Source organism: Bradyrhizobium sp. 23AC (assembly GCF_054863025.1).
In genome coordinates, this window is sequence record NZ_JAVAYN010000042.1 from 1 (window position 1) to 18,540 (window position 18,540).

Below are 18,540 nucleotides of genomic sequence, written 5' to 3' on the forward strand. Positions count from 1 at the left end.
AAAGTGCTCATAGCTTGGCCTCGCCTCGGTTGAGCTTGCGGTTATAAATCCTCATCGGTTGATCCTTCTCTCTCATTAGGAGTTTACGTTGACCCTGTTGACTAGGCTTCGGCCGGGCCGCGCCGCCGGGTGAAATCGATTGGAGTTTCACGTGACTAAATCTGGTGTCAACCGGTTCATGACGTCCTGAAATGACAGCGCTTCAGATACGCGCGCCGTTTCCTCGCGACGATCAGGGCCGTCCGCTGCTCGGAGCGTCGCGAAGCGGCCGCGAGACCGAGGACTTTCTCCGCAACCCTCGACATTCCAGCGACCGTCGAGGTGCTGCGCCAATACTGGATGCCGATCCGCTATGCACTCGCCCGCTGATCACTGCGGACGTGGGAGCTCATACCGGTCACGTTGCAGACGTTTATCCGGACTCGGCATCTTACCAGCCGGCCGAGCCGGCTGCGATTCAACATTCATCCATGACGTCCCAGTGATTCGGCGTCACGGACAGAATCACGCCCAATCAGATTGGGCAGCCCTCTCGACGATGTGGGCAATCCACGGCAGATCGTGGAAGTGGCGCGTGGTCTTATGATGAGTTTGGCTGCAGGTTGATGATTCCGGTATTATTCTCGATGGCGATGTGGGTCCCAAATGGCTTCGACAGCGCCTTTAGACGTTCCAAGATGACCTGTGCTTGTGGAGCAGGCGCCAAGCGGGGGACCCCACGGTTGGCAAACCTCTTCAAGCGACCAAGTTCAATTGGATAAATCCGCAGTTCTGTGAGTTGGTTCTTCTCAAATCGGCTGACAGTGACAATGCTTTCGTAGAAGACCGGATCTGAAAAACCCGGGTCCGTCCGATACCCCTCTGACATCTCGCTGACCGTTACCTCGGCATCCGTATTGCATCGCGGATCTTTGCCGTATTCCTCGAACATGTCAGCACCAACGGGCGATCGCAGGTCGTCCATGATGAAGTTTGCGAGGCTATAAAATACGGGTCGCCGTTTGTAGATCTCGATGCCTCGCAACCGGTGCGGCCCGTGCCCTACATATGCATCGGCTCCAGCATCAATCAGCCGATGAGCAAACGATTGTTCGTAATCGGGCGGCTCCTGGCTCCAATTGCCAGGCTCGTGACCGTGGTTGGTGGCGATGCAGAAATCGGAGAATTGCTTGCCTTGCCTAATGTTTCGCAGAATGGCCGTAATGTCCCGAGGGTCGGGTTGATAGCTGTAGCCGGCTTTGGGGCCCGCCCTGTATGTTACCCCAGCTAGGACGACGGCATCTAAATCGTCGCCATTGGGAGTGAAGTCGGGTAATGCGCTCCGTACCTGTCTTACAGCCTCTAGCATCTCCGGTGGAATCACGACGCTTCTCGTCAAGCGCAAGCTGTTCAATCCCGGTCGGCCTGGCGCGCCTCCAGCCGGGTCGCATGCCCGAGACATTGGCGTGAACGTTGCGGCAAACGACACTAATGCCACACGACCGCGTGGGGTCTCTAAAAAACGAGGGGCACCGGCTTGCGCTAGGTTTTCGCCAACGCCTGCATGAACGATCCCATTTTGATCGAGCACACGGCTGGTCTCCCGCATGCCTTCGATGCCCCAGTCAAACGTGTGGTTGTTCGCGTAACTGACGAGGTTAAAACCCATCGCCTTTAAATCGGATCCGACCTCCGGAACGCTAACGTGATAAGCACCACCGTATTCAGCTTGGGGACTGCCCTTGAACGTCCGGACATCGAAGATGTTGGTTTCCATGTTGCCAAACGTGACATCGGCACCAAAAAGTATCTTGATAATCGAGCCGAAGCCCTGATCTTGACCTTTCGTCAGCGGCCTCGTCACAATCAGGTCGCCAACCGCTACCATCGTGAAGCCGTCCGCCACGTTCGTTGCAATCGAACCGGCTGTGTCATAGCTAACATCCCGCCGGACCAAATGCTTGCCTGAGTGCCTGTTCATAGCGCCTGGGTGCGTCCGCTCATGGGAAGTCATCCGTGCTCTCATCAACGCCACGGAGAGCCGATTCGCACGATCCACAACACGCCCGACATACGGTTGTCGCGGCCTATCGAAGCGCGCTGGTCCGGCCGACGATAGTCAGGTCGATCCCGTTGCCCATCGCTCAGAGCGTTCCGTTCCATGACATCCAAGGCTTCCTCTGTCCGCCCGGCGGCGTACCGTCCGGCACGGGCCAAGCCCTTACTTGATTTCGACAAACCACCCGTTTGCGATCAGATAGGGGTCTGCTTCGCTATGGCCCCTAGGAATTCCGGGGCAAGAACGTCCATGGTCATACAGATTCGCTCACGGATCGCCGCGATTTTCCGGCTCTCCGAGTCAACCTCGCTGAGCGCGGCGAATGAAGCCTTCTCGACCTCTCGGCAGAACCCGCTCCTCACCGTCAGCGAGCGGCCGCGAGCCTACAGCTCACGACCGAGGTCACGCGTTGCTCTGATCTGCGGGCGAGTACGAGCAAGCTTCTTACGGATGAGGGCGGAGATCATCGCTAAAGCTGATCGCATCCCCACGTAGGGCGAAGTCATAGGACTGCCCTCGCTCGCTCAGAGCGCTTAATCGCATCTTCAAGTAGCTTCTGCACCAAAATCTTGTATGGAATACCCGATTCCTCCATCATCATCGAATACACGGAGGAGGAGCTGAGACCGGGCGCGGGGCCCACTTCGTTAATCAGCAGTTCCCCATTGGGGCGCATAAAAAAATCCACCCGTGCCAAAGCCTCACAGCCGATCACCCTGAACGCTTCGCGAGATAGCGCCCGCACTCGATCGACTTCCGCTTCGTCAAGCTCTGCTTTCGTACTGATTTTTACTCCCTTCTTATCGAATTTCGCCTGAGACGTGAAGAAGGGATGCTCAGTTGGAATGATCTCACTTGGCCACGAACAAATTAATTCGCTAGGGCGCTCGGCGTCCTGTAGAATTGCACACTCGAGTTCGCGCCCCTGCACTTCCTCCTCGAGTAACACCCTACTGTCATAGCTAAACGCGAGATGAAGAGCGGACTGAAAGTCTGATTCACAAGTTACCTTGCTCACCCCAATAGAAGAATGAAGGCTTACCGGCTTTACATATAACGAGCGGCTGCAGAGCGCTTCTTGGACACACCGAAACGTCACTTGTTCCTGAGCTATTACCACAAGAGATCGAGCGACCGGAAGGCCAGCATCGCGCAATATCCGTTTCGTGATTTGTTTATCGCTGCATATCGTCTGCGCTGGGCCCCGGGATCCTACAAAGGCTACCGGCGCTGTTTCCATTATGCCCCGCGAGTGGCCATAGGGCGAGATTGGGAACACTACATCCACGTGACATATGCTGTCATGCTGGTTGCACCGATGGACAAGCGCTTTGCCGCCCCCTCCCGGCAAAAATATCAGTTGAGCACCTGACGTATCCACCTGCAGAGGAAACTCATTCGTATCCTCCTGTAGGAACCACCTGCCGTCCCTCGCAACGCCGACCAATATTGGGTTAAAGCGTTTTCTTTCTAAGGCTTCGTACACTGACCGAGCGGACCAAATTGACGTGTCGTGCTCAGTTGGTCCGCCGCCAAACAATAGCGCCACGTTTAATATGGTCATGATCAATGTCCTTATATGATCTGAACGAGCCTATGAAGGCTGGCTACAGCGCGAATTCATCATCGCCAACGCCGTTCCACAACTACTAGGAAACAGGGGTTGTAGGTGGCGAATGTAGTGAACTCCAACGCAGTGAGTGCTGAGGTAAACGTGACTAATGTCCGCGGCTCCCGGCGTGCTTTGCGCTGTGTATGCCGATATGCTTTAAGAGAGCCATCGGCTACAGCTTGGAAATTCCCGCGTCGGTCACAGTCATGTACCGAGCTTCTCGGCGGCAAGTAGATCGCCATTCGGGTTCGGCAGCCGCCACCCAACCGTGACTGACGGAAACGGGACCAGATGAAACAAGGGCAGCAAGATGCAGCTTCTTTTCGGCCATCGGCCAACTGCCCGAAACCGCAGGTCGAGTAGCTCAGCCATTCGGCTTTCGCCCTCACAGATCCGGGCGGGCGGCTTTGGCGAGTAGGCCGGCGGACTCTCACCGCCGGCCTCTCATAGATCCCAGCGTGAGACTCTCGCCTCACTGGGCTCCCATCAGGCGAACGAGCCGCGTATGCCGATCTTCCAGTGTGCGAACAAGCCGGGACGCTCTCGAGATAGTCGTTCGAGGACGCGGCCGGCCTTGGCCTTGCGACCCACAAAGCGTTTGAACTTCCGCATCATCCAAGCCTCGATTGTCTGATTGACGTATCGAAGGATTGGCCCCAGAGCCGCCCGCGTGAATCGACCGTAATATTCAATCCACCCTCGCAGGAGTGGATTGAGCTGCCGAGCGATGTCAGCCATTGACACATGGGTTCGTCTTCGGAGGTTCAAATCCCGGATTGCCGCCCGCATGGACTTCAGCGCCGAAGCGCTGACCCCAGGCAGAAAACTGCAGAACACCGAAGCGTCTTGCATGTTCTTTGCCCGTCGGGGCCGGAAGCAGTAGCCAAGGAAGTCAAACTTGACGTTCGAATAGCTCCCTTTCCGCCGGCTGTCCTTACAGTAGACAATCCTGGTTTTGGTGGGGTGCATCTCAAGTCCGCATTCCGCCAGACGAGTTTGTAGCTCGGCCTTTAGGGCTTCCGCTTCTTGCTCGCTCCGGCAGTGCACTAGGCCATCGTCTGCATACCTACACCATGGGAGGTCAGGGTGCGCCCGTCCCATCCAGAGGTCGAAAGTGTAGTGCAGGAAAAGGTTGGATAATATAGGGCTAATCACGCCCCCCTGAGGGGTGCCGCGGGTTCGCTCGATAATTATCCCGTCCTTGTTCATGGGTGCCGTCAGCCATTGTTCGATGTAGAGCAGCGCCCATTTGCACGTCACGTGCTTCCGGACAGCCCGTAGCAAAAGTTCGTGGTCGATGTTGTCGAACAGACCTTTGATGTCGAACTCGAGAACCCAGTCGTATTTCCAGCACCGCTTGCGCGTGACGCCGATAGCATCGAGTGCCGATTTTCTCGGCCGATAGCCATAGGAGTCTGCCAAAAATATTGGGTCCAAATCCGGCTCAATGAGTTGTTTGACAACCATCTGTGCCACTCGATCCGCTACGGTTGGCACACCTAAAATCCGCTGGCCTCCAGCCTTCTTGGGAATGGAGACGGCGCGCACCGGTGGTGGAAAGTAGCTTCCCGAGTTCATCCGATTCCAAAGCTTGTAGAGATTGTTCTGCAAGTCGGAGTCAAACTGCTCGATCGTCTGTCCATCCACACCGGCCGAACCCGCATTGGATTTGACCGCTTTGTAAGCCTCGTGCACACGCTTCTTATCGATATGAAACGGCTTGTTTGTCGTGATCGTCGTCGTCATCCTGTTTCCAGTTGGTACGTCAATTACGATAGTCCTGACCCGACCCCTTTGCTCCAGCCCGATTACGGGGCCTTCACCGCTAATACGGGTCGGTCCGCCCCAGGCCCTGACTTCGGTACTCTCGCCTCGCAGTTTTGGCCGCTTCAGCTTCTCCCTTGGCATCCAGGGACTGGTTCCTGCAGTTCCACGCGAAAGCCTGCATCCGCTTCACGCCCCCTATACGCCGACTGCCATCTGCCCAGTACCCAGGTGACCGACAGATTTGTCCCAGAGGATGCGAGCGCCTCCGGTTTTGGCAGTGTCTAAAGCCTTTCGGCGCGTCAACGAGGGTTTGCTCACGCTCGTCTCTCGAATGCTCACCTGCCCGAATTTCATTCGGACTTTTGATCCAACGCTCACCACCACGCCTCTTAAACGCAGCAGCTTGGACTGGTTTGGGACCTGCTCCTGAAAGCCGATCCCGAGGGGCCGGCCCTCATCTTTCGCGCAGCTTATCCCCACGGTCAGTTGTTCATTGCAAACCCCCTTCCGTGCGCATCTACAGCACACCCCGCACCCGGCTCTTCACGAGAGTAACCCGCGTCGTATCCGCGCCTGCACCCAAGTGCGAGTGATGCGTGGAACGGGCAGACGGAAGCGTGCCATCAAGGTCTCGAACTCCCAGCCCATGCGCCGACTTTTCTCGCTACGCCGTCTCAGACAGCGCATCCACGTCCGACGCACTTCCCGGTAAAAGCCGTTGAGCGCTGGATAGTTGTGCGGTCTGTCATAGTAGCCGTAGTGTCCACGCAGAACGGCGGCGAGCCATTCGTGTTGCGTGGCTAGTGGCGCGTGCATGAGTCGCCAGGCGTCCTAGCGCAACGCCGTCAGCTTGCGCGTCAGACGTTTCCCTCCCGTCTTGTGCTTCACGATGAACCGGCCATCTCGGGTCGGCCCGCAGTAATGGGTGAAGCCGAGGAAGGCGAAGGTCTCGGGCCGCCGCTCGCCGCGCCGCTGACGCGAGAGGGCGGCGAACCGGCCAAACTCAATCAGGCGCGTCTTGTCCTCATGGAGCGTCCGATCGAAGCTGGCCGGCCGCGCCTTGAGGGCCAAGAGCACTTCCTGCGCATCGGCCTTGCTGTCGAAGCCCATGACGAAGTCGTCGGCATAGCGCACGATCACAACGTGACCGCCTGCATGACAACGGCGCCATTGGTGGGCCCAGAGATCGAGGATGTAGTGCAGGAAGATGTTGGCAAGGAACGGGCTAATGCCTGCCCCTTGCGGCGTACCCCTGTCCGTCTCTCGCTTCTCGCCGCTCTCGAGAACGCCAGCCCGCAGCCACAGCCCGATGAGCCGTAGGATGCGAGGATCGGCGATCCTGTGCGCCACCATCCGCACCAGCCACTCGTGGTCGACCGAGTCGAAGGAAGCGGCCACAGACTGCCCATCGCCATGATGTTCCAGCTTCAGTGACGATCACGCGCACGCGACACGCTTTCGAAGGTCGCGTGCTGGCCGTGATTGGCACCATCAGGCGGCGCGGCAACCACTACCTCCTCACAGTTTTGCCGGATGGCAGTCGGTCGTTGATTCCGGCGAGCTGGACCGATTGGAAGGTGGAGCCGCTTGGAGGCACGCCGCCAATCGATGCCGATGACGCTGTCCACGATCTCGGCAGGCTCGGTCATTTGCTCCACTTGCGCAAGCTCGTCGACGCTCTTTGCATCCGGGGGGCCGAGTCGGCGCCGTGCAAGGAGAGCCGCCATGCAATTGAACCTGGACTTTTTCGATCAGCGCGATGTTCCACCAAGCGCCTGGGAACAAATCGACGAAGCCGCCCGCATGGCGGCAATCGAGATCCTGGCGCGCCTCATCTCACGCCTGCTTCAGAACGGCCCGTCGACGGAGGCAAGCGATGAATGAGCGCGTCAAGATTACGTCAAGTCATCTCTCTCGACAGGCCGTCGTCTATCTGCGCCAATCCAGCGCCGCACAGGTCGAGCACAACCGCGAATCGACGGAGCGGCAATATGCTCTTGTCGGCAAAGCGCGCGACCTCGGCTGGCCCGATGACCGCATCATCGTTATCGACGAGGATCTTGGCCTCTCCGGTTCGGGCTCGGTGGCGCGTTCGGGCTTTGCCCGCCTCACCGCCGAAGTGGCGCTCGCGCGCGTCGGTCATGCTCGGTCTCGAAGTCTCGCGGCTCGCGCGCAATAACGCCGAATGGTAACCGCCTGATTGATCTGGCCGGATTTACCGACACGCTGATCGGCGATGCCGACGGCATTTATCATCCGGCCGTGTTCAATGATCGCCTCTTGCTAGGGGCTCAAAGGCACGATGAGCGAAGCCGAATTGCACGTGCTGCGGGCTCGCCTCAACGGCGGCATCCGCAACAAGGCGGCGCGCGGCGAACTGCGCCGCGGTCTGCCGGTCGGCTTCGTCTGGGGCGAGGCTGATGGCGAGGTCCGCTTCCATCCCGATGAGGCTGTCGTTACCGCCATTCGCAATGTTTTTGCGCGCTTTGCCGAGATGGGATCGGCGCGTCGCGTTTGGCTCTGGTTTCGTTCCGAGGGGCTCAAATTCCCGCTGCAGCTGCACGCCCGTGCCGAGATCCGCTGGGTCGAGGCAAGCTACACCGCCATCCACCAGGTCTTGACCAATCCCGTCTATGCCGGCGCCTATGTCTATGGCAAAATGCGCCAAGAGACGATTCTCGATGGCACTGGCGCGCGCAAGAAGCGGATTCGATCCTTGCCGCGTTCCCAATGGCAGGTCCTCATCCCCGAGCATCATCCAGGCTTCATCGATTGGCAGACCTATGAAGCAAATCAGCAACGTCTCGCCGAGAACACGCGACCGCAGCCGCACAAGGGCGGCGGCGCCGTGAGAGAGGGCGGCGCCCTCCTGCAAGGTCTTGCCAGTTGCGGCCATTGCGGACGCCGCCTGCATACCCACTATCGCGGACGCAATTCTTCGCCAGGCTATCACTGTGCTGGCAAGGTGCTGGTCGAGAACCGCGGCGTCTATTGCCTCAATATCGGTTGGCGTTCAAATCGATGACGCCATAACCCAGGCGTTCATCGCCGCCTTAGAACCCGCAAAACTGACCGCGACACTCACCGCCGCGGAACGGCTTGAAGCGGATCGCGAGGCGGCGCTCAAACAATGGCGACTTGCCGAGGAACGCGCCAGCTATGAAGCCCAGCGCGCAGAACGTCGCTACCGCGCCGTCGACCCCGACAACCGTCTCGTCGCGCGCGGGCTCGAGCGGGAGTGGGAAGCATGCCTGAAGGCGCTGGAGGCCGCAAAGGCCGATCTTGCGCGTCGTGAGGCCGCGCGCCCCCATACGATCACCCAGCAGGAGCGTGACCGCCTGCTCGCGCTGGGGCCTGATCTCATCTCCGTCTGGAACGCAAGCACGACGACGCCGCGCGACCGGAAAGAGTTGCTGCGAACGCTCATCGACGAGGTCATCATCAAAGTCGATCGGGATGCCTTTGCCGCCCATTTGACGCTGCGCTGGAAGGGCAGCGCGCTGACCGAGATCGATCTCGCCCTGCCCCGATCGCGGCCAGCGACGATCCGTACCGACGAGGACACAGTTGCACTCCTGCGCCGACTGGCAGGGCATTATCCCGATGCCGTAACCGCCGGAATCCTCAACCGGCAGGGCCGCACGACCGCTTACGGCCACCGCTTCGACCGCAACCGCGTCGGCAATTTACGCCGGCACTGGAAGATCCCGAGCTAAGACAAACCGCAAGCCGCCGGCGATCTTTTGACCATCAAGCAAGCCGCCGCCGCGCTCGGTGTCGCTCCCTCGACGATCCATCGTTTGCTCAATGACGGCATTATCGCCGGCGAGCAGCTCACGCCAGGCGCGCCCTGGCGCATTCGTCTGACCAATGAACTCAAGGCGCGCTTCAACGGCGAAACGTCCGAGGACTTTCTGCCGATGCGCGAGGCTGTCCGGGCGCTCGGGGTGTCGCGCCAAACCGTCTTGCAGCGAGTCAAGCGCGGCGAACTCGAAGCCGTGCACGTCGTGCGCGGGAAGCAAAAAGGACTCCGCATCAAGGTCTTAGCCCCGCAATCCAGCCTTTTCGACCAAACCGCATGAACCAGGGGGTATTATGAAGCCACGTCCAAGAAGCTGCGTATGTCGGCATCGAGCACCCAGTTCACGCGCTGACTCATGATCGCTGTATGCAAAGCATCAAGCGCCATGTGCGGATTGCGCCCCGGCCGGAAGCCGTAGGAGAACCCGAGGAAGCCGGCCTCGTAGACGGCGCTCAACACCTCGGCCACCGCGCTTTGGACGATCTTGTCCTCTAGCGCCGGCACACCGAGAGGCCGCTTACCGCCGTCGGCTTTGGGAATGTAGACCCGCCGGACCGGCTGTGGCGGGTAGCGACCAGTGTGGACCCGTGCGCAGAGGTCGCGGATGTTATCCGTGAGCCCCTCTTCGTACCGCGCCACCGTTACTTCATCGACCCCCGCGCTGGCCTGCCGCTTTTGTCGTCGAAACGCCCGAAGCAGATCGTCCTCGGTGTGTGTGTCTCGATGTGATGCAGCAAGGCTGAGAACCGGTTTGGGCAGCCTGCTTGGTCGCCGCGTTCACCCGATTGAGGTTCGGCGTCAAGGCAACCCGGCTCTGTGTCCGGACCCTCGCCTTCTCGCGCGGGCTCCGCTCGGGACGGCCCGACGACTTCGCAGGTACTATGGACCAGTCCGACTCCTGACCTCAGCTCGTCCGCGGCTCCGGCAGTGCCTTGCCGCTGTCCCCCACTGGAGACCAATCCAGTGGACCCGGTCGGGCCTCTCATGTTCAGATGATTACCTTCCATACGTGATCCGGCCATCGACCGACGGAGCGACATCGTCTCGCATAGCGACGATGCTCATGCTGCCTTCGTGACTAGGGAACACCCTCGGCCTCCGCGAACATCCCCCTTTCGAGGCTCATTCCCGCACCCCACATGGCTCCTGTCTACACTTCAGACTCCGCGTTACCGCGACGCCCGCAAGGCTCGGTCCCGGCTTGCCTGCTACGGCTTTGGCCGGATGGGACTTGCACCCACAAGCATTCATCAACTTGGCATGACGTACTCCCAAGGAGTGGTGTAGCTGATTAGCAAAGCCGCTCGCGACGCGCGCCCCACATAGCGCTGTAGCGAGCGGCTTTGCGGGGGTCACCGATGATTCGTCGGTAAGGTTTGGATTGCGACACCAACCTGATTCGAGGAACCACCGACGACATGATGAACCTGCGCGCGCTCGTAGAGAAGACCCCTGATGCCGATCTGTTGCGCGAGATGATCGGTTTTGCCGCCGAGCGGCAGATGGAGCTCGAGGTCGATGGCCTGACGGGGGCCACTTATGGCGAGAAGAGCCAGGAGCGCCTGGTCCAGCGCAACGGCTACCGCGATCGGAGCTGGGAGACCCGCGCCGGCACCGTCGAGCTTCGCATTCCCAAGCTGCGCAAAGGCTCCTACTTCCCGAGAAGGCGCTCACCGCTTTGGTTCAGGAAGCCTACGTCCAGGGCGCCTCCACCCGCTCGGTCGAGGATCTGGTGCAGGCGATGGGCATGACGGGGATCTCCAAGAGCCAGCTGTCGCGGCTGTGCGGTGAGATCGATGACAAGGTGAAGGCCTTCCTCAGTCGCCCGATTGAGGGCGACTGGCCCTATCTGTGGATCGACGCCACCTATGTGAAGGTGCGGCAGAACGGGCGCATTGTCTCGGTCGCGGTGATCATCGCGGTCGGGGTCAACAGCGATGGCCGCCGCGAAGTTCTCGGCATGGATATTGGTCCGTCCGAGGCGGAGACGTTCTGGACCGTGTTCCTGCGCAAGCTGGCGCGGCGGGGCTTGCGCGGCGTCAAGCTGGTCCTGTCCGACGCCTATGAGTGGATCAAAGCCACGGTCGGAAAGATTCTCAATGCCACCTGGCAGCGCTGACGCGTCCACCTCACGCCCAATGCGCTGGCACATGCCGGCAAGAGCGGGCGGCGCGTCGTCTCCGCTTTCATTGCTACCGCCTTTGCCCAGGACGACGCAGAAGCGACGCGTCGCAATGGCGGCGCATCGCCGACCAGCTGCGTCCCAAACTGCCGAAGCTCGCGGCGTTCCTCGACGAGGCCGAGACCGACGTGCTGGCTCATATGAGCTTCCCGGCCGCGCACCGCGCCAAGCTGCACTCGACCAATCGGCTCGAACGTCAATGTCGAGGTAAAGCGCTGGACCGCGCGGCTTATTCAACCGAGAAGCAAGCGTACAGCGAGGTTGGTGGCGAGGACCTATCGTATTTGGCTGCCGCCACAGCGTGAGCGCGACCTTACCATGGCGAGCCGCACACGTTCTGAATCACCTTTGTTGTTCGAAACGGGTAACACAGCTCCTTAACTCGTTTCCGGTTAGCCAAATTAACCAGTCGTTGTCCACGATATCCTCTTCCACCAACTGCAATAATGACCCGCGTCGTTCATGATGCGGATATCCGTATTGCGCAACGACGCCTTTGTCCAACAGCCAGCGCGCCACGAGCGCACATACGAAGTCTGGAGCCCACATCGAAAACGAGACACCAAATGCTATTCCCGCCATAATCCTGGGGATCCCCTTTCCTCTATAATCCCGCCGCAGCCAAGCGTCTCCGTGGTAGGCGACTCTCCCGCTGATCTTCTTCGCACTCGGTGCTGCGCACTTACAATAATCCTGCGGATGCGCATGTTTAGTCGGATCAGCGTAGAACGCCCGCAGAGATTGAAGATGCTCTGCAAAGTTGCTGTCTGAAAGGTCATAAAGTCGAACAGCTTGTAGAACAGCGACTTCCTCCTTCTTGTCAATGCCAATCGTATAAAATCCATCGCCGAGTTTAATCGGCGACCTATCTGGCCGAAAGTTTGGATATGTGCGGCCTTTCGTTGGGGTCGCGCGAGTAATCGCGACGTACTCATCGAAATCGAAACCTATCGAAAGCCTAATACCCTTTTCGGAAGCGTCGGCATCATACGATTGTAGGAAGCGAGATATCTGCAAAGGATCAACGAGGTCGTTCATTGCTGTACCCTCCGTCCTGCAGCGATGAACTGCAGTCATGCGCTGCGTGACGAATTTTCCAGTACAACATCAAAGGTGCCCGAGACACTACCGATCCTAGTGGGCGCTGCATGGCCTTCGATGGATCGATACACCGCAGTGTTTGAAGCGGCCGCACGCGCGGAAGGTCGCGGCCTCGCAACTCGCTCATGTCGGGATGCCCTTTCGCATGATCGCCTTCGCCGCATTCCTCGGCGAGAAGGTCGAACGTTACATCGAACTGCGCCGCTCTCTCTGCTATGCCTTCAGCAAGCAAGCCGGCACGCTGCGAACTTTCGTTCGCTACGCCGAGCGTTCTCAGCTGGCTGCGCCCGCCACTCGGACGGTAGCATTGGACTTCGTCCTGTCGTTCGGCGCGCCGTCAACAGTCCTACCGCTCGCCACGGCGTACTCAGCCGATTCTACGAGTACCTGGTCGTCTTCGCCCCGCCGGACTGAGGCCTTGGAGCGGCCTTCCCTAGGTCCAGGGCGATTCCGCCGCCGCGCATCCTAAGTGAGGCTGAGCTGGCGCCGCTTATCGACGCATGCAGCTTACAGAGGGGTCTCACGATGACGACGCTGACGGGATTGTTGGCCAGCACGGGGCTATGATCGAGCGAAGTGGTCAGGCTTGATCGCAGCGACGTCGATCTGACCAACGAGGTGGTCTTCGTCCGTAAGATGGTCTTGACAACAGCAAGCCTCTGCGGCCGCAGCGACACCGGTTCGCGGTGACCAGGCTCGGGCTGTGGCACCAACAGCGCGCAGACGTCCAAGCCCTGCTGCCTTACTCGCGACCTATCTCGGCCACGCCAGCTACAGCGACACAGCCTACTACCTCAGCGGCTCGTCGGATCTTCTCGTCATCGCGGCTGAGCGTGCCTTCCTCGACGGAGGCGCGGCATGAGCGAGCACCTCCTACTAGCGCCGCTCCCGGAACCGTACTTTCGTCGCCCGTTGACCAAGCAGCGCAACGCCACCTCCGCGACCCTGGCCAGCTATCGCCATGCCTTGGGCATGCTGATCCTCTTTGCCGCCGCGCGTTTGCGGAAGAAGCGGCGGCCCTGGCCCTTGAGGATCTCGATCGGGACCTTGTTCTCGCCTCAACGAACTCGAGGAGTAGCGAAACAACTCCGTCGCAGCGCACGCCCGACTTGCCGCGATCCAATCCTTCTTCCATCACGGCGCCGCCGGCGATCTCGCCTGCTTCGGCGTCGGCAACGGGTTCTGACGATCCCCACCAAACGGCGCACATCGAGGTGAGAATTTTGACAAGCGCCGGCACAAGATGCACTTGAAGGTTGAGGAACTGTGTGTGTCCTCGGTGTCACGTTTGCTTATGTAAAGCACGAGGGGAACGATGCTTTGCCCAATGTCCGATTATGTTGTCGTTACGAGCGCAGGGCGAATCGAGGAGATTGGCTCTCCGCGCGACGTCTATGACTGGCCCGCGTCTTGGCCGGGAGCCCCTCAAGCCAGCCAAGGCAGATCACGTTACCGCGGCCCTGCGCCATCACACGCTCCGGCGCATCTGGATTTCCAGCCTGTGATCGAACTCGAATATCGCGTGAGTCAGGGCAACTCGCGTGGATTTCGAGACATCCTCGAGCGTAATCAGAAGCGGTACCTCGATATATCCGATCGGAAGCTCTCCCAGTGTAGGCAGCATTTCATCGCGATCGCCGCGACGTCTTGTTAACGTTCGCGGTCGAACGGATTGCCCGCGCTGCAGCCCGGTCGGCAATGCTTGCCGTGGCGGACGGGACACCCCCGAGCAATTACATCAAACGACTGCTTCGCGACGTCGACAACATTGAACGAGTCAAACGTAAATGAAAGAATAGAAAAAGCCCCCGGCGGGCATGCCGGAGGCCTTCTTGGAGGTTAAACTTAGATCAAAAGAGCCTTTACTTGCCTCCTTCCGTTACGTTGCTGAGGATCAGAAGTTGCGTTGAGCGCGGGAGCAGCAACTGGACGCTACCCTGGTCTTTGAGCTCATATGCAGCAGCAGGCTTGGCGATGCTCGACTGCAATGGAAGCGTCACGGTGCTTCCGCTCGCGTACTTCTGATCGAGCATCAGGTAGGCAAGCTCGTCCGTAAACGTGAGACCCTTGAGCGGGGTCCAGGACGTCTTCGTACCAACAACTGCGTAGTTGAAGTCGGGGTTACAGCCGCCGATGCCGGTCGAGAGCGCAAGGGTCCTTAAAGCTTCGCAGACATAGCCCTTGGCTGAGTTATTATACCGCACAGCCGCCCACGCACCGAACCCGCGCCCTTTCCGTCAGCAAGATCTGCAGGAACCTTGCGTCATCGGGTGAGGTTACGCGTGATAATAGGGCTTCTTGTTCGAGCTTTTTGGTTTGGTTTGTGACGAAGGCGGGATGGATCCGAAGCTTATTTGTCACCGCAATCCCGGAAACCCCGCGGCCCTCGTCGATTTCGTCGATAGCCATCAAAATCAACCATTGAGGTTCGCTTATTTCCAACATTTCAGCCCACCCCTTGTGTATTGCCTCAAGCTGGGAGTGGATCTCGACGATGTCCGACGGCGGGCGGGCTTTTCCAGTGCCGTACGGCGGCAGGTCCCGGTGCGCACATTCAATGACTGGGATCACCTCCGCCGGGGTACTGCGAAGCGGATCTGGTTGCTCACGGTGGCATGTCCGTATCCGGCGCGTTCATTCAGACGCTAACAATGGTGGATATCGTAACGGGGTGGACCGAATGCTTTCCGCTCGTCGCGCGTGAAGCAGCTCTTATGATCAAGGCTCTCGAGCGCGCGCAGAACCTATTTCCCTGAGTAGTTGCTGAGACGGTTGCGCGCGCCACCCACCCCGCTGTTCGCTGCATCAAAGTCGGAGTTCGTTGCCAGCATGGTATCAGCGTGATCCGCTTGGTGTTTGCAATCGCGCGCCCCGATGCACCAGAGCTCGAAAGGAGCAACCGTTGTTCGGTCAATACATAGGCGCCGCCGAAGGCGATTGTAGAGCTACCGGACTATTTCACCGGATGAGCTGGCCTGTATAACTAGCCTATGAGCGGAGAACAAGAGGACCGGCATTCACTGCCGGGCCGTTGAATCGGTGTCACTCTTCCAAATGCGAGATGTGCCGCATCCTCGAAATACCCGCACTCGCGAGGTCTTGATCGGCACGTGGCCCGACCAACTTTATTCGGAGAAACACTGCGAGCTACATTTTGAAGTTCTGACCGAGACCAATGCCATAGCCAAAGTTGACTGTCCTGCAGAAGCGGTCCCGGGCGCGCGCGCCACCGGCGGGAAGAGTCCAATAGCCGGGCGTGGGCTTGGTCCTTTAATTAGCGGGAGCACGTCCAACTGCAGAGAAGCTCCGCATTCGTCTGATTTGGCACGGAACTTCTGCTAAGTCAGCTCCTTTTGCGGGGCAAATCAACATCAATGGCTGCCTATTCTGCGTGAAATGCAAATCTCATGCTGTTCGGACGCTTGACCTCGAACGTCTGTTGCGCAGTTGCCGCGTTTGGCAGCGTCGCTTGGCTTTGCTGCCGCCGTCATCTCGAAGTGCCCTCTACGGGAGCTTCAGTTGAGGCCACCAACAGCAGTCCCATCCACATGGATGGTTGCTCGAGGGTCGCGTCGCGCTTGTAACTGGAGCCAGTGGAGGGCTTGGGAAGGCCATCGCGGCTGAACTATCGGAACGCGGAGCGTGCGTCCATGGGGTGGACGTAGTCGGCGACGGTGTCTTCCACGCGGACCTCACTACTGCGAGCGGGAACAGAGACATGGTCGCCCATGTGCTCAAGACTGCTGGGCGTCTCGACATCCTGGTGTTGAATGCTGGACTGCAATTCATGGCCCCCTTCGATCAGTTTCCCGACGCCGAATGGGATCGTCTTAATGGGCTAATGCTGGACAGGCCATTCTATGCGTTGAAGGCCGCATGGCCGGCCTTGACGAAAGCACCCGGCGGCCGCGTTATCGTCACGGCATCAGTTGCCAGCTACGGCAGTGCACGGCAGAAGGTTGCGTACTGTGCCGCTAAACACGGAGTTCTTGGCGTGGTCCGTACCGCCGCGCTGGAAGGCGGTGCGCACGGTCTAACTGTTAACGCCGTTGCGCCAGGCTGGATGGATACCCCGCTGATGCGGGGGCAACTGGAGGCCCAGGCACAGAATCGCGGTATGAGCACAGACGAAGTCGTGGCGGCCTTCCGCGCGTCGCAACCCGGCAATCGGTTTGTTGACGTGCGTGAGGTTGCAACGATTGGCTTTCTTGCGAGCCCTTCTGCTTCCGGCATCAGTGGTGAGTGCATCACAATCGACCGCGGTGCGAGTGTGTAGATCTGCCGCTACCACGATTGTCAGCTCCTTTTCCACGCGCAGCGAATGTGTCGCGCATCGCGAACCGCTTCCCTGCGTCAATGGCGAAACCAAGCCCAGGATGTTGCGTGAGCTGGCTCGCGAGGAGGAGTGCGACGGTTCGGGAGGGCTTAGAGGGAAAGAACCGATATAGGCTGCCTGCTCTTCGTAAGCTGAGCGCGGATTCCACAAGCAGGCCACTGTGATACATAGTCGATCGAAATCTCGGGCCCTTAAACACTTCGCCGCTAAGCTCGACGTCGGCGTGCTCGAACCCGCAATAGGCCAAACGGAAGTGATAGAGACGATGATCCAGCGGTGCGCCCGCGATCGTAACACCCAACTCGCCCATGTCTGTGAAGTCGGAGAGGCCGAGCTGGCCAGGCTCGTGGATCTGGCGGAAGATCACCTCCTGCTCCTCGCCGTGGATCGCCCGCCAGGCACGGATACGACGTTCCAGGGTACGACGGATACCGGTGCCGAGATCAGGATCTCCTCGAAGACCGCCACCGGGCGTAAGCCAGGTGCCGACTTCAAGATCGGGACGATCTCGGTCTCGAACACGTCGCTCCACGGGTCCGGTCGTCGCCGGCCGCGGGGAGCCCTTTCTTTTGCGATGGAAGTCGGGGATCTCTCTCGATCCGATAAGCGGTCGACGCACTGAACGACGCTTTGGCCGCTACCACTGGCGGGCTATCGGTCTTACGGTACTTCATGTAGAGCCTCATCTGGTGATCTGTGATGTGTCGGCCGGTCAAGCGAGTGATTCCTCTTGGCGGAAGAACCACTTGCATAACCAGCCGGCCGAGATCACCAGTCGGCGCGGTCCCTCGCGGATCGCGCCGACGCCGGGCACGTAACTCCGGTCGGGCTACGCCTCCCTACGGCACGAGCCCGGCGAAACTCTCTCAGCTTGATTGACGCGCTCTTCCATCTTGATCGCCGCGCGACACGCGCCCTTATCCTTGCCGTTGTCGTAGGCGCCGATGGTGCGGCTGGTGGCCTGAACGTGCCGAAGGATGGCAGCGGCTTGCGCATCTCAATCTTCTGCTCACCATGCACCAGCGTTAACCAGTTCAAGTGGCTGAGCTTGAGGCCTGCTCGCTGGTTCGGCGCCGGCTCGGAGCTCCCTCCTTTAGCCGACGCCAGCACTGCGACAGCGGTCGGCAAGACCTTAATCTCCTTCTCGTAGACGAACGGCAGCTCGCGCTCGTCCATTGGGTCTGGCCCCATGCCGATTCCAAGCGCGTACAATACCTCGTCCTTTTGGCCATAGCTAAAGGTGCTCGTTCTTCTGCTCCAGTATGCCCGGATAGTAAATCGGCATGAAAAGATCCTCAGGAAGTTGGACGCAAACTCGACGCGTCGAGTTCTCTTGCGGTGAGTGGAGAGTTCATGCCCGTTGAAGCGGGATAAGATGTTCGTTTCACGGGAGCGAAGAGGACTTCAGCGCTGCAACGGTTGAATGTGCGATAGCGATTGACGTCTCCGGGCCCCCACCTACGCCCCTCAAGCCTTCGCCGGGAGCTGCTTCAAGTCTGCCGGAAAGAACACCGGAAGACGCGTGTGCCGCCACGTCTTGCGCGGTGTACCGCCCCTTGGGGTGATTACCCCTCAGTCGTCAGGATCTTAACTTCTGCGATCTCTTCGCCCGACACAGCCAGAACTGAACCTCCTCCGAATGAGTGGACACCTGTAGTAGGCTCGTTGAGCCCGGAGGTGTCGAATGGAACGTCAACGTCGA

Annotated in this window: 16 protein-coding genes and 2 pseudogenes; 6 read left to right on the top strand and 12 right to left on the bottom strand. The window is 59.4% G+C overall.

All coding sequences use genetic code 11. The features are described 5' to 3' along the window. Positions 1-580: 580 nt before the first annotated feature. The 5 genes from RAD10_RS40900 to RAD10_RS40920 all read right to left on the bottom strand — a co-directional run bounded on the left by RAD10_RS40900 (position 581) and on the right by RAD10_RS40920 (position 7,066). Complete coding sequence (locus tag RAD10_RS40900) at positions 581-1,960, bottom strand: CapA family protein (RefSeq protein WP_461621906.1); 1,380 nt, start codon at positions 1,958-1,960, stop codon at positions 581-583. 580 nt (positions 1,961-2,540) lie between these two features. Next, positions 2,541-3,602, bottom strand: a complete 1,062-nt coding sequence (locus RAD10_RS40905; RefSeq protein WP_461621893.1) for a D-alanine--D-alanine ligase — start codon at positions 3,600-3,602, stop codon at positions 2,541-2,543. 534 nt (positions 3,603-4,136) lie between these two features. Beyond that, positions 4,137-5,396 (bottom strand): group II intron reverse transcriptase/maturase, encoded by a 1,260-nt coding sequence (ltrA, locus tag RAD10_RS40910; protein WP_461621894.1) that lies wholly within the window; start codon positions 5,394-5,396, stop codon positions 4,137-4,139. A gap of 852 nt (positions 5,397-6,248) precedes the next feature. Further along, the gene (locus tag RAD10_RS40915; RefSeq protein WP_461621895.1) at positions 6,249-6,815 is read right to left on the bottom strand and encodes a reverse transcriptase domain-containing protein; all 567 of its coding nucleotides are present in this window, start codon (positions 6,813-6,815) and stop codon (positions 6,249-6,251) included. Between the two features lie 29 nt (positions 6,816-6,844). Beyond that, on the bottom strand, positions 6,845-7,066 hold the full coding sequence (locus RAD10_RS40920; RefSeq protein ID WP_461621896.1) for a hypothetical protein: 222 nt from the start codon (positions 7,064-7,066) through the stop codon (positions 6,845-6,847). Between the two features lie 76 nt (positions 7,067-7,142). Here RAD10_RS40920 and RAD10_RS40925 point away from each other — a divergent pair, with 76 nt between their 5' ends. Further along, positions 7,143-7,301 (top strand): hypothetical protein, encoded by a 159-nt coding sequence (locus RAD10_RS40925; RefSeq protein WP_461621897.1) that lies wholly within the window; start codon positions 7,143-7,145, stop codon positions 7,299-7,301. Positions 7,302-7,317: 16 nt separating this feature from the next. Here the strand turns inward: RAD10_RS40925 and RAD10_RS40930 are convergent, their stop codons facing one another. Beyond that, positions 7,318-7,560, bottom strand: coding sequence for a hypothetical protein (locus RAD10_RS40930; protein WP_461621898.1), 243 nt, complete (start codon positions 7,558-7,560; stop codon positions 7,318-7,320). A gap of 159 nt (positions 7,561-7,719) precedes the next feature. Here RAD10_RS40930 and RAD10_RS40935 point away from each other — a divergent pair, with 159 nt between their 5' ends. From RAD10_RS40935 to RAD10_RS40945, 3 genes are read left to right on the top strand one after another with little or no spacing between them, the layout of a single operon-like run. Then, a complete protein-coding gene (locus RAD10_RS40935) occupies positions 7,720-8,442 on the top strand; it encodes a recombinase family protein (protein WP_461621899.1) in 723 nt (240 codons plus the stop codon). Then, positions 8,372-9,133, top strand: coding sequence for a hypothetical protein (locus RAD10_RS40940; RefSeq protein WP_461621900.1), 762 nt, complete (start codon positions 8,372-8,374; stop codon positions 9,131-9,133). The genes RAD10_RS40935 and RAD10_RS40940 overlap by 71 nt, the downstream gene beginning before the upstream one ends. A gap of 27 nt (positions 9,134-9,160) precedes the next feature. Next, complete coding sequence (locus RAD10_RS40945) at positions 9,161-9,499, top strand: helix-turn-helix domain-containing protein (RefSeq protein WP_461621901.1); 339 nt, start codon at positions 9,161-9,163, stop codon at positions 9,497-9,499. A gap of 11 nt (positions 9,500-9,510) precedes the next feature. Here the strand turns inward: RAD10_RS40945 and RAD10_RS40950 are convergent, their stop codons facing one another. Then, positions 9,511-9,858 (bottom strand): reverse transcriptase domain-containing protein, encoded by a 348-nt coding sequence (locus RAD10_RS40950; RefSeq protein ID WP_461621902.1) that lies wholly within the window; start codon positions 9,856-9,858, stop codon positions 9,511-9,513. Between the two features lie 779 nt (positions 9,859-10,637). Here RAD10_RS40950 and RAD10_RS40955 point away from each other — a divergent pair. After that, positions 10,638-11,782 (top strand): annotated as a pseudogene (locus RAD10_RS40955) (IS256 family transposase). On the opposite strand, the gene RAD10_RS40960 reads toward RAD10_RS40955, so the two are convergent. The 3 genes from RAD10_RS40960 to RAD10_RS40970 all read right to left on the bottom strand — a co-directional run bounded on the left by RAD10_RS40960 (position 11,744) and on the right by RAD10_RS40970 (position 14,947). Further along, positions 11,744-12,439 (bottom strand): hypothetical protein, encoded by a 696-nt coding sequence (locus RAD10_RS40960; protein ID WP_461621903.1) that lies wholly within the window; start codon positions 12,437-12,439, stop codon positions 11,744-11,746. The pseudogene RAD10_RS40955 and the gene RAD10_RS40960 overlap by 39 nt on opposite strands. Before the next feature lie 1,925 nt (positions 12,440-14,364). After that, on the bottom strand, positions 14,365-14,706 hold the full coding sequence (locus RAD10_RS40965) for a porin (RefSeq protein WP_461621904.1): 342 nt from the start codon (positions 14,704-14,706) through the stop codon (positions 14,365-14,367). Continuing rightward, positions 14,696-14,947, bottom strand: coding sequence for a MarR family transcriptional regulator (locus RAD10_RS40970; RefSeq protein WP_461621907.1), 252 nt, complete (start codon positions 14,945-14,947; stop codon positions 14,696-14,698). The genes RAD10_RS40965 and RAD10_RS40970 overlap by 11 nt, the downstream gene beginning before the upstream one ends. A gap of 1,111 nt (positions 14,948-16,058) precedes the next feature. Here RAD10_RS40970 and RAD10_RS40975 point away from each other — a divergent pair. Next, positions 16,059-16,778 (top strand): SDR family NAD(P)-dependent oxidoreductase, encoded by a 720-nt coding sequence (locus tag RAD10_RS40975; protein WP_461621905.1) that lies wholly within the window; start codon positions 16,059-16,061, stop codon positions 16,776-16,778. Positions 16,779-17,031: 253 nt separating this feature from the next. Here RAD10_RS40975 and RAD10_RS40980 read toward each other — a convergent pair. Together RAD10_RS40980 and RAD10_RS40985 are read right to left on the bottom strand one after the other, a co-directional pair. Next, positions 17,032-17,554 (bottom strand): annotated as a pseudogene (locus RAD10_RS40980) (IS21 family transposase); the annotation flags it as partial. 52 nt (positions 17,555-17,606) lie between these two features. After that, positions 17,607-18,029 carry a hypothetical protein gene (locus RAD10_RS40985; protein WP_461621908.1) on the bottom strand — a complete coding sequence of 141 codons (423 nt, stop codon included), beginning with the start codon at positions 18,027-18,029 and terminating at the stop codon, positions 17,607-17,609. Between the last annotated feature and the right edge of the window lie 511 nt (positions 18,030-18,540).

Coding starts and splice junctions, on each gene's coding strand:
- RAD10_RS40900 (WP_461621906.1), bottom strand. CDS start 1,960: ATGAACAGGCACTCAGGCAAGCATTTGGTCCGGCGGGATGTTAGCTAT.
- RAD10_RS40905 (WP_461621893.1), bottom strand. CDS start 3,602: ATGACCATATTAAACGTGGCGCTATTGTTTGGCGGCGGACCAACTGAG.
- ltrA (WP_461621894.1), bottom strand. CDS start 5,396: ATGACGACGACGATCACGACAAACAAGCCGTTTCATATCGATAAGAAG.
- RAD10_RS40920 (WP_461621896.1), bottom strand. CDS start 7,066: ATGACCGAGCCTGCCGAGATCGTGGACAGCGTCATCGGCATCGATTGG.
- RAD10_RS40925 (WP_461621897.1), top strand. CDS start 7,143: ATGCAATTGAACCTGGACTTTTTCGATCAGCGCGATGTTCCACCAAGC.
- RAD10_RS40930 (WP_461621898.1), bottom strand. CDS start 7,560: ATGACCGACGCGCGCGAGCGCCACTTCGGCGGTGAGGCGGGCAAAGCC.
- RAD10_RS40935 (WP_461621899.1), top strand. CDS start 7,720: ATGAGCGAAGCCGAATTGCACGTGCTGCGGGCTCGCCTCAACGGCGGC.
- RAD10_RS40960 (WP_461621903.1), bottom strand. CDS start 12,439: ATGAACGACCTCGTTGATCCTTTGCAGATATCTCGCTTCCTACAATCG.
- RAD10_RS40970 (WP_461621907.1), bottom strand. CDS start 14,947: ATGTTGGAAATAAGCGAACCTCAATGGTTGATTTTGATGGCTATCGAC.
- RAD10_RS40985 (WP_461621908.1), bottom strand. CDS start 18,029: ATGGGGCCAGACCCAATGGACGAGCGCGAGCTGCCGTTCGTCTACGAG.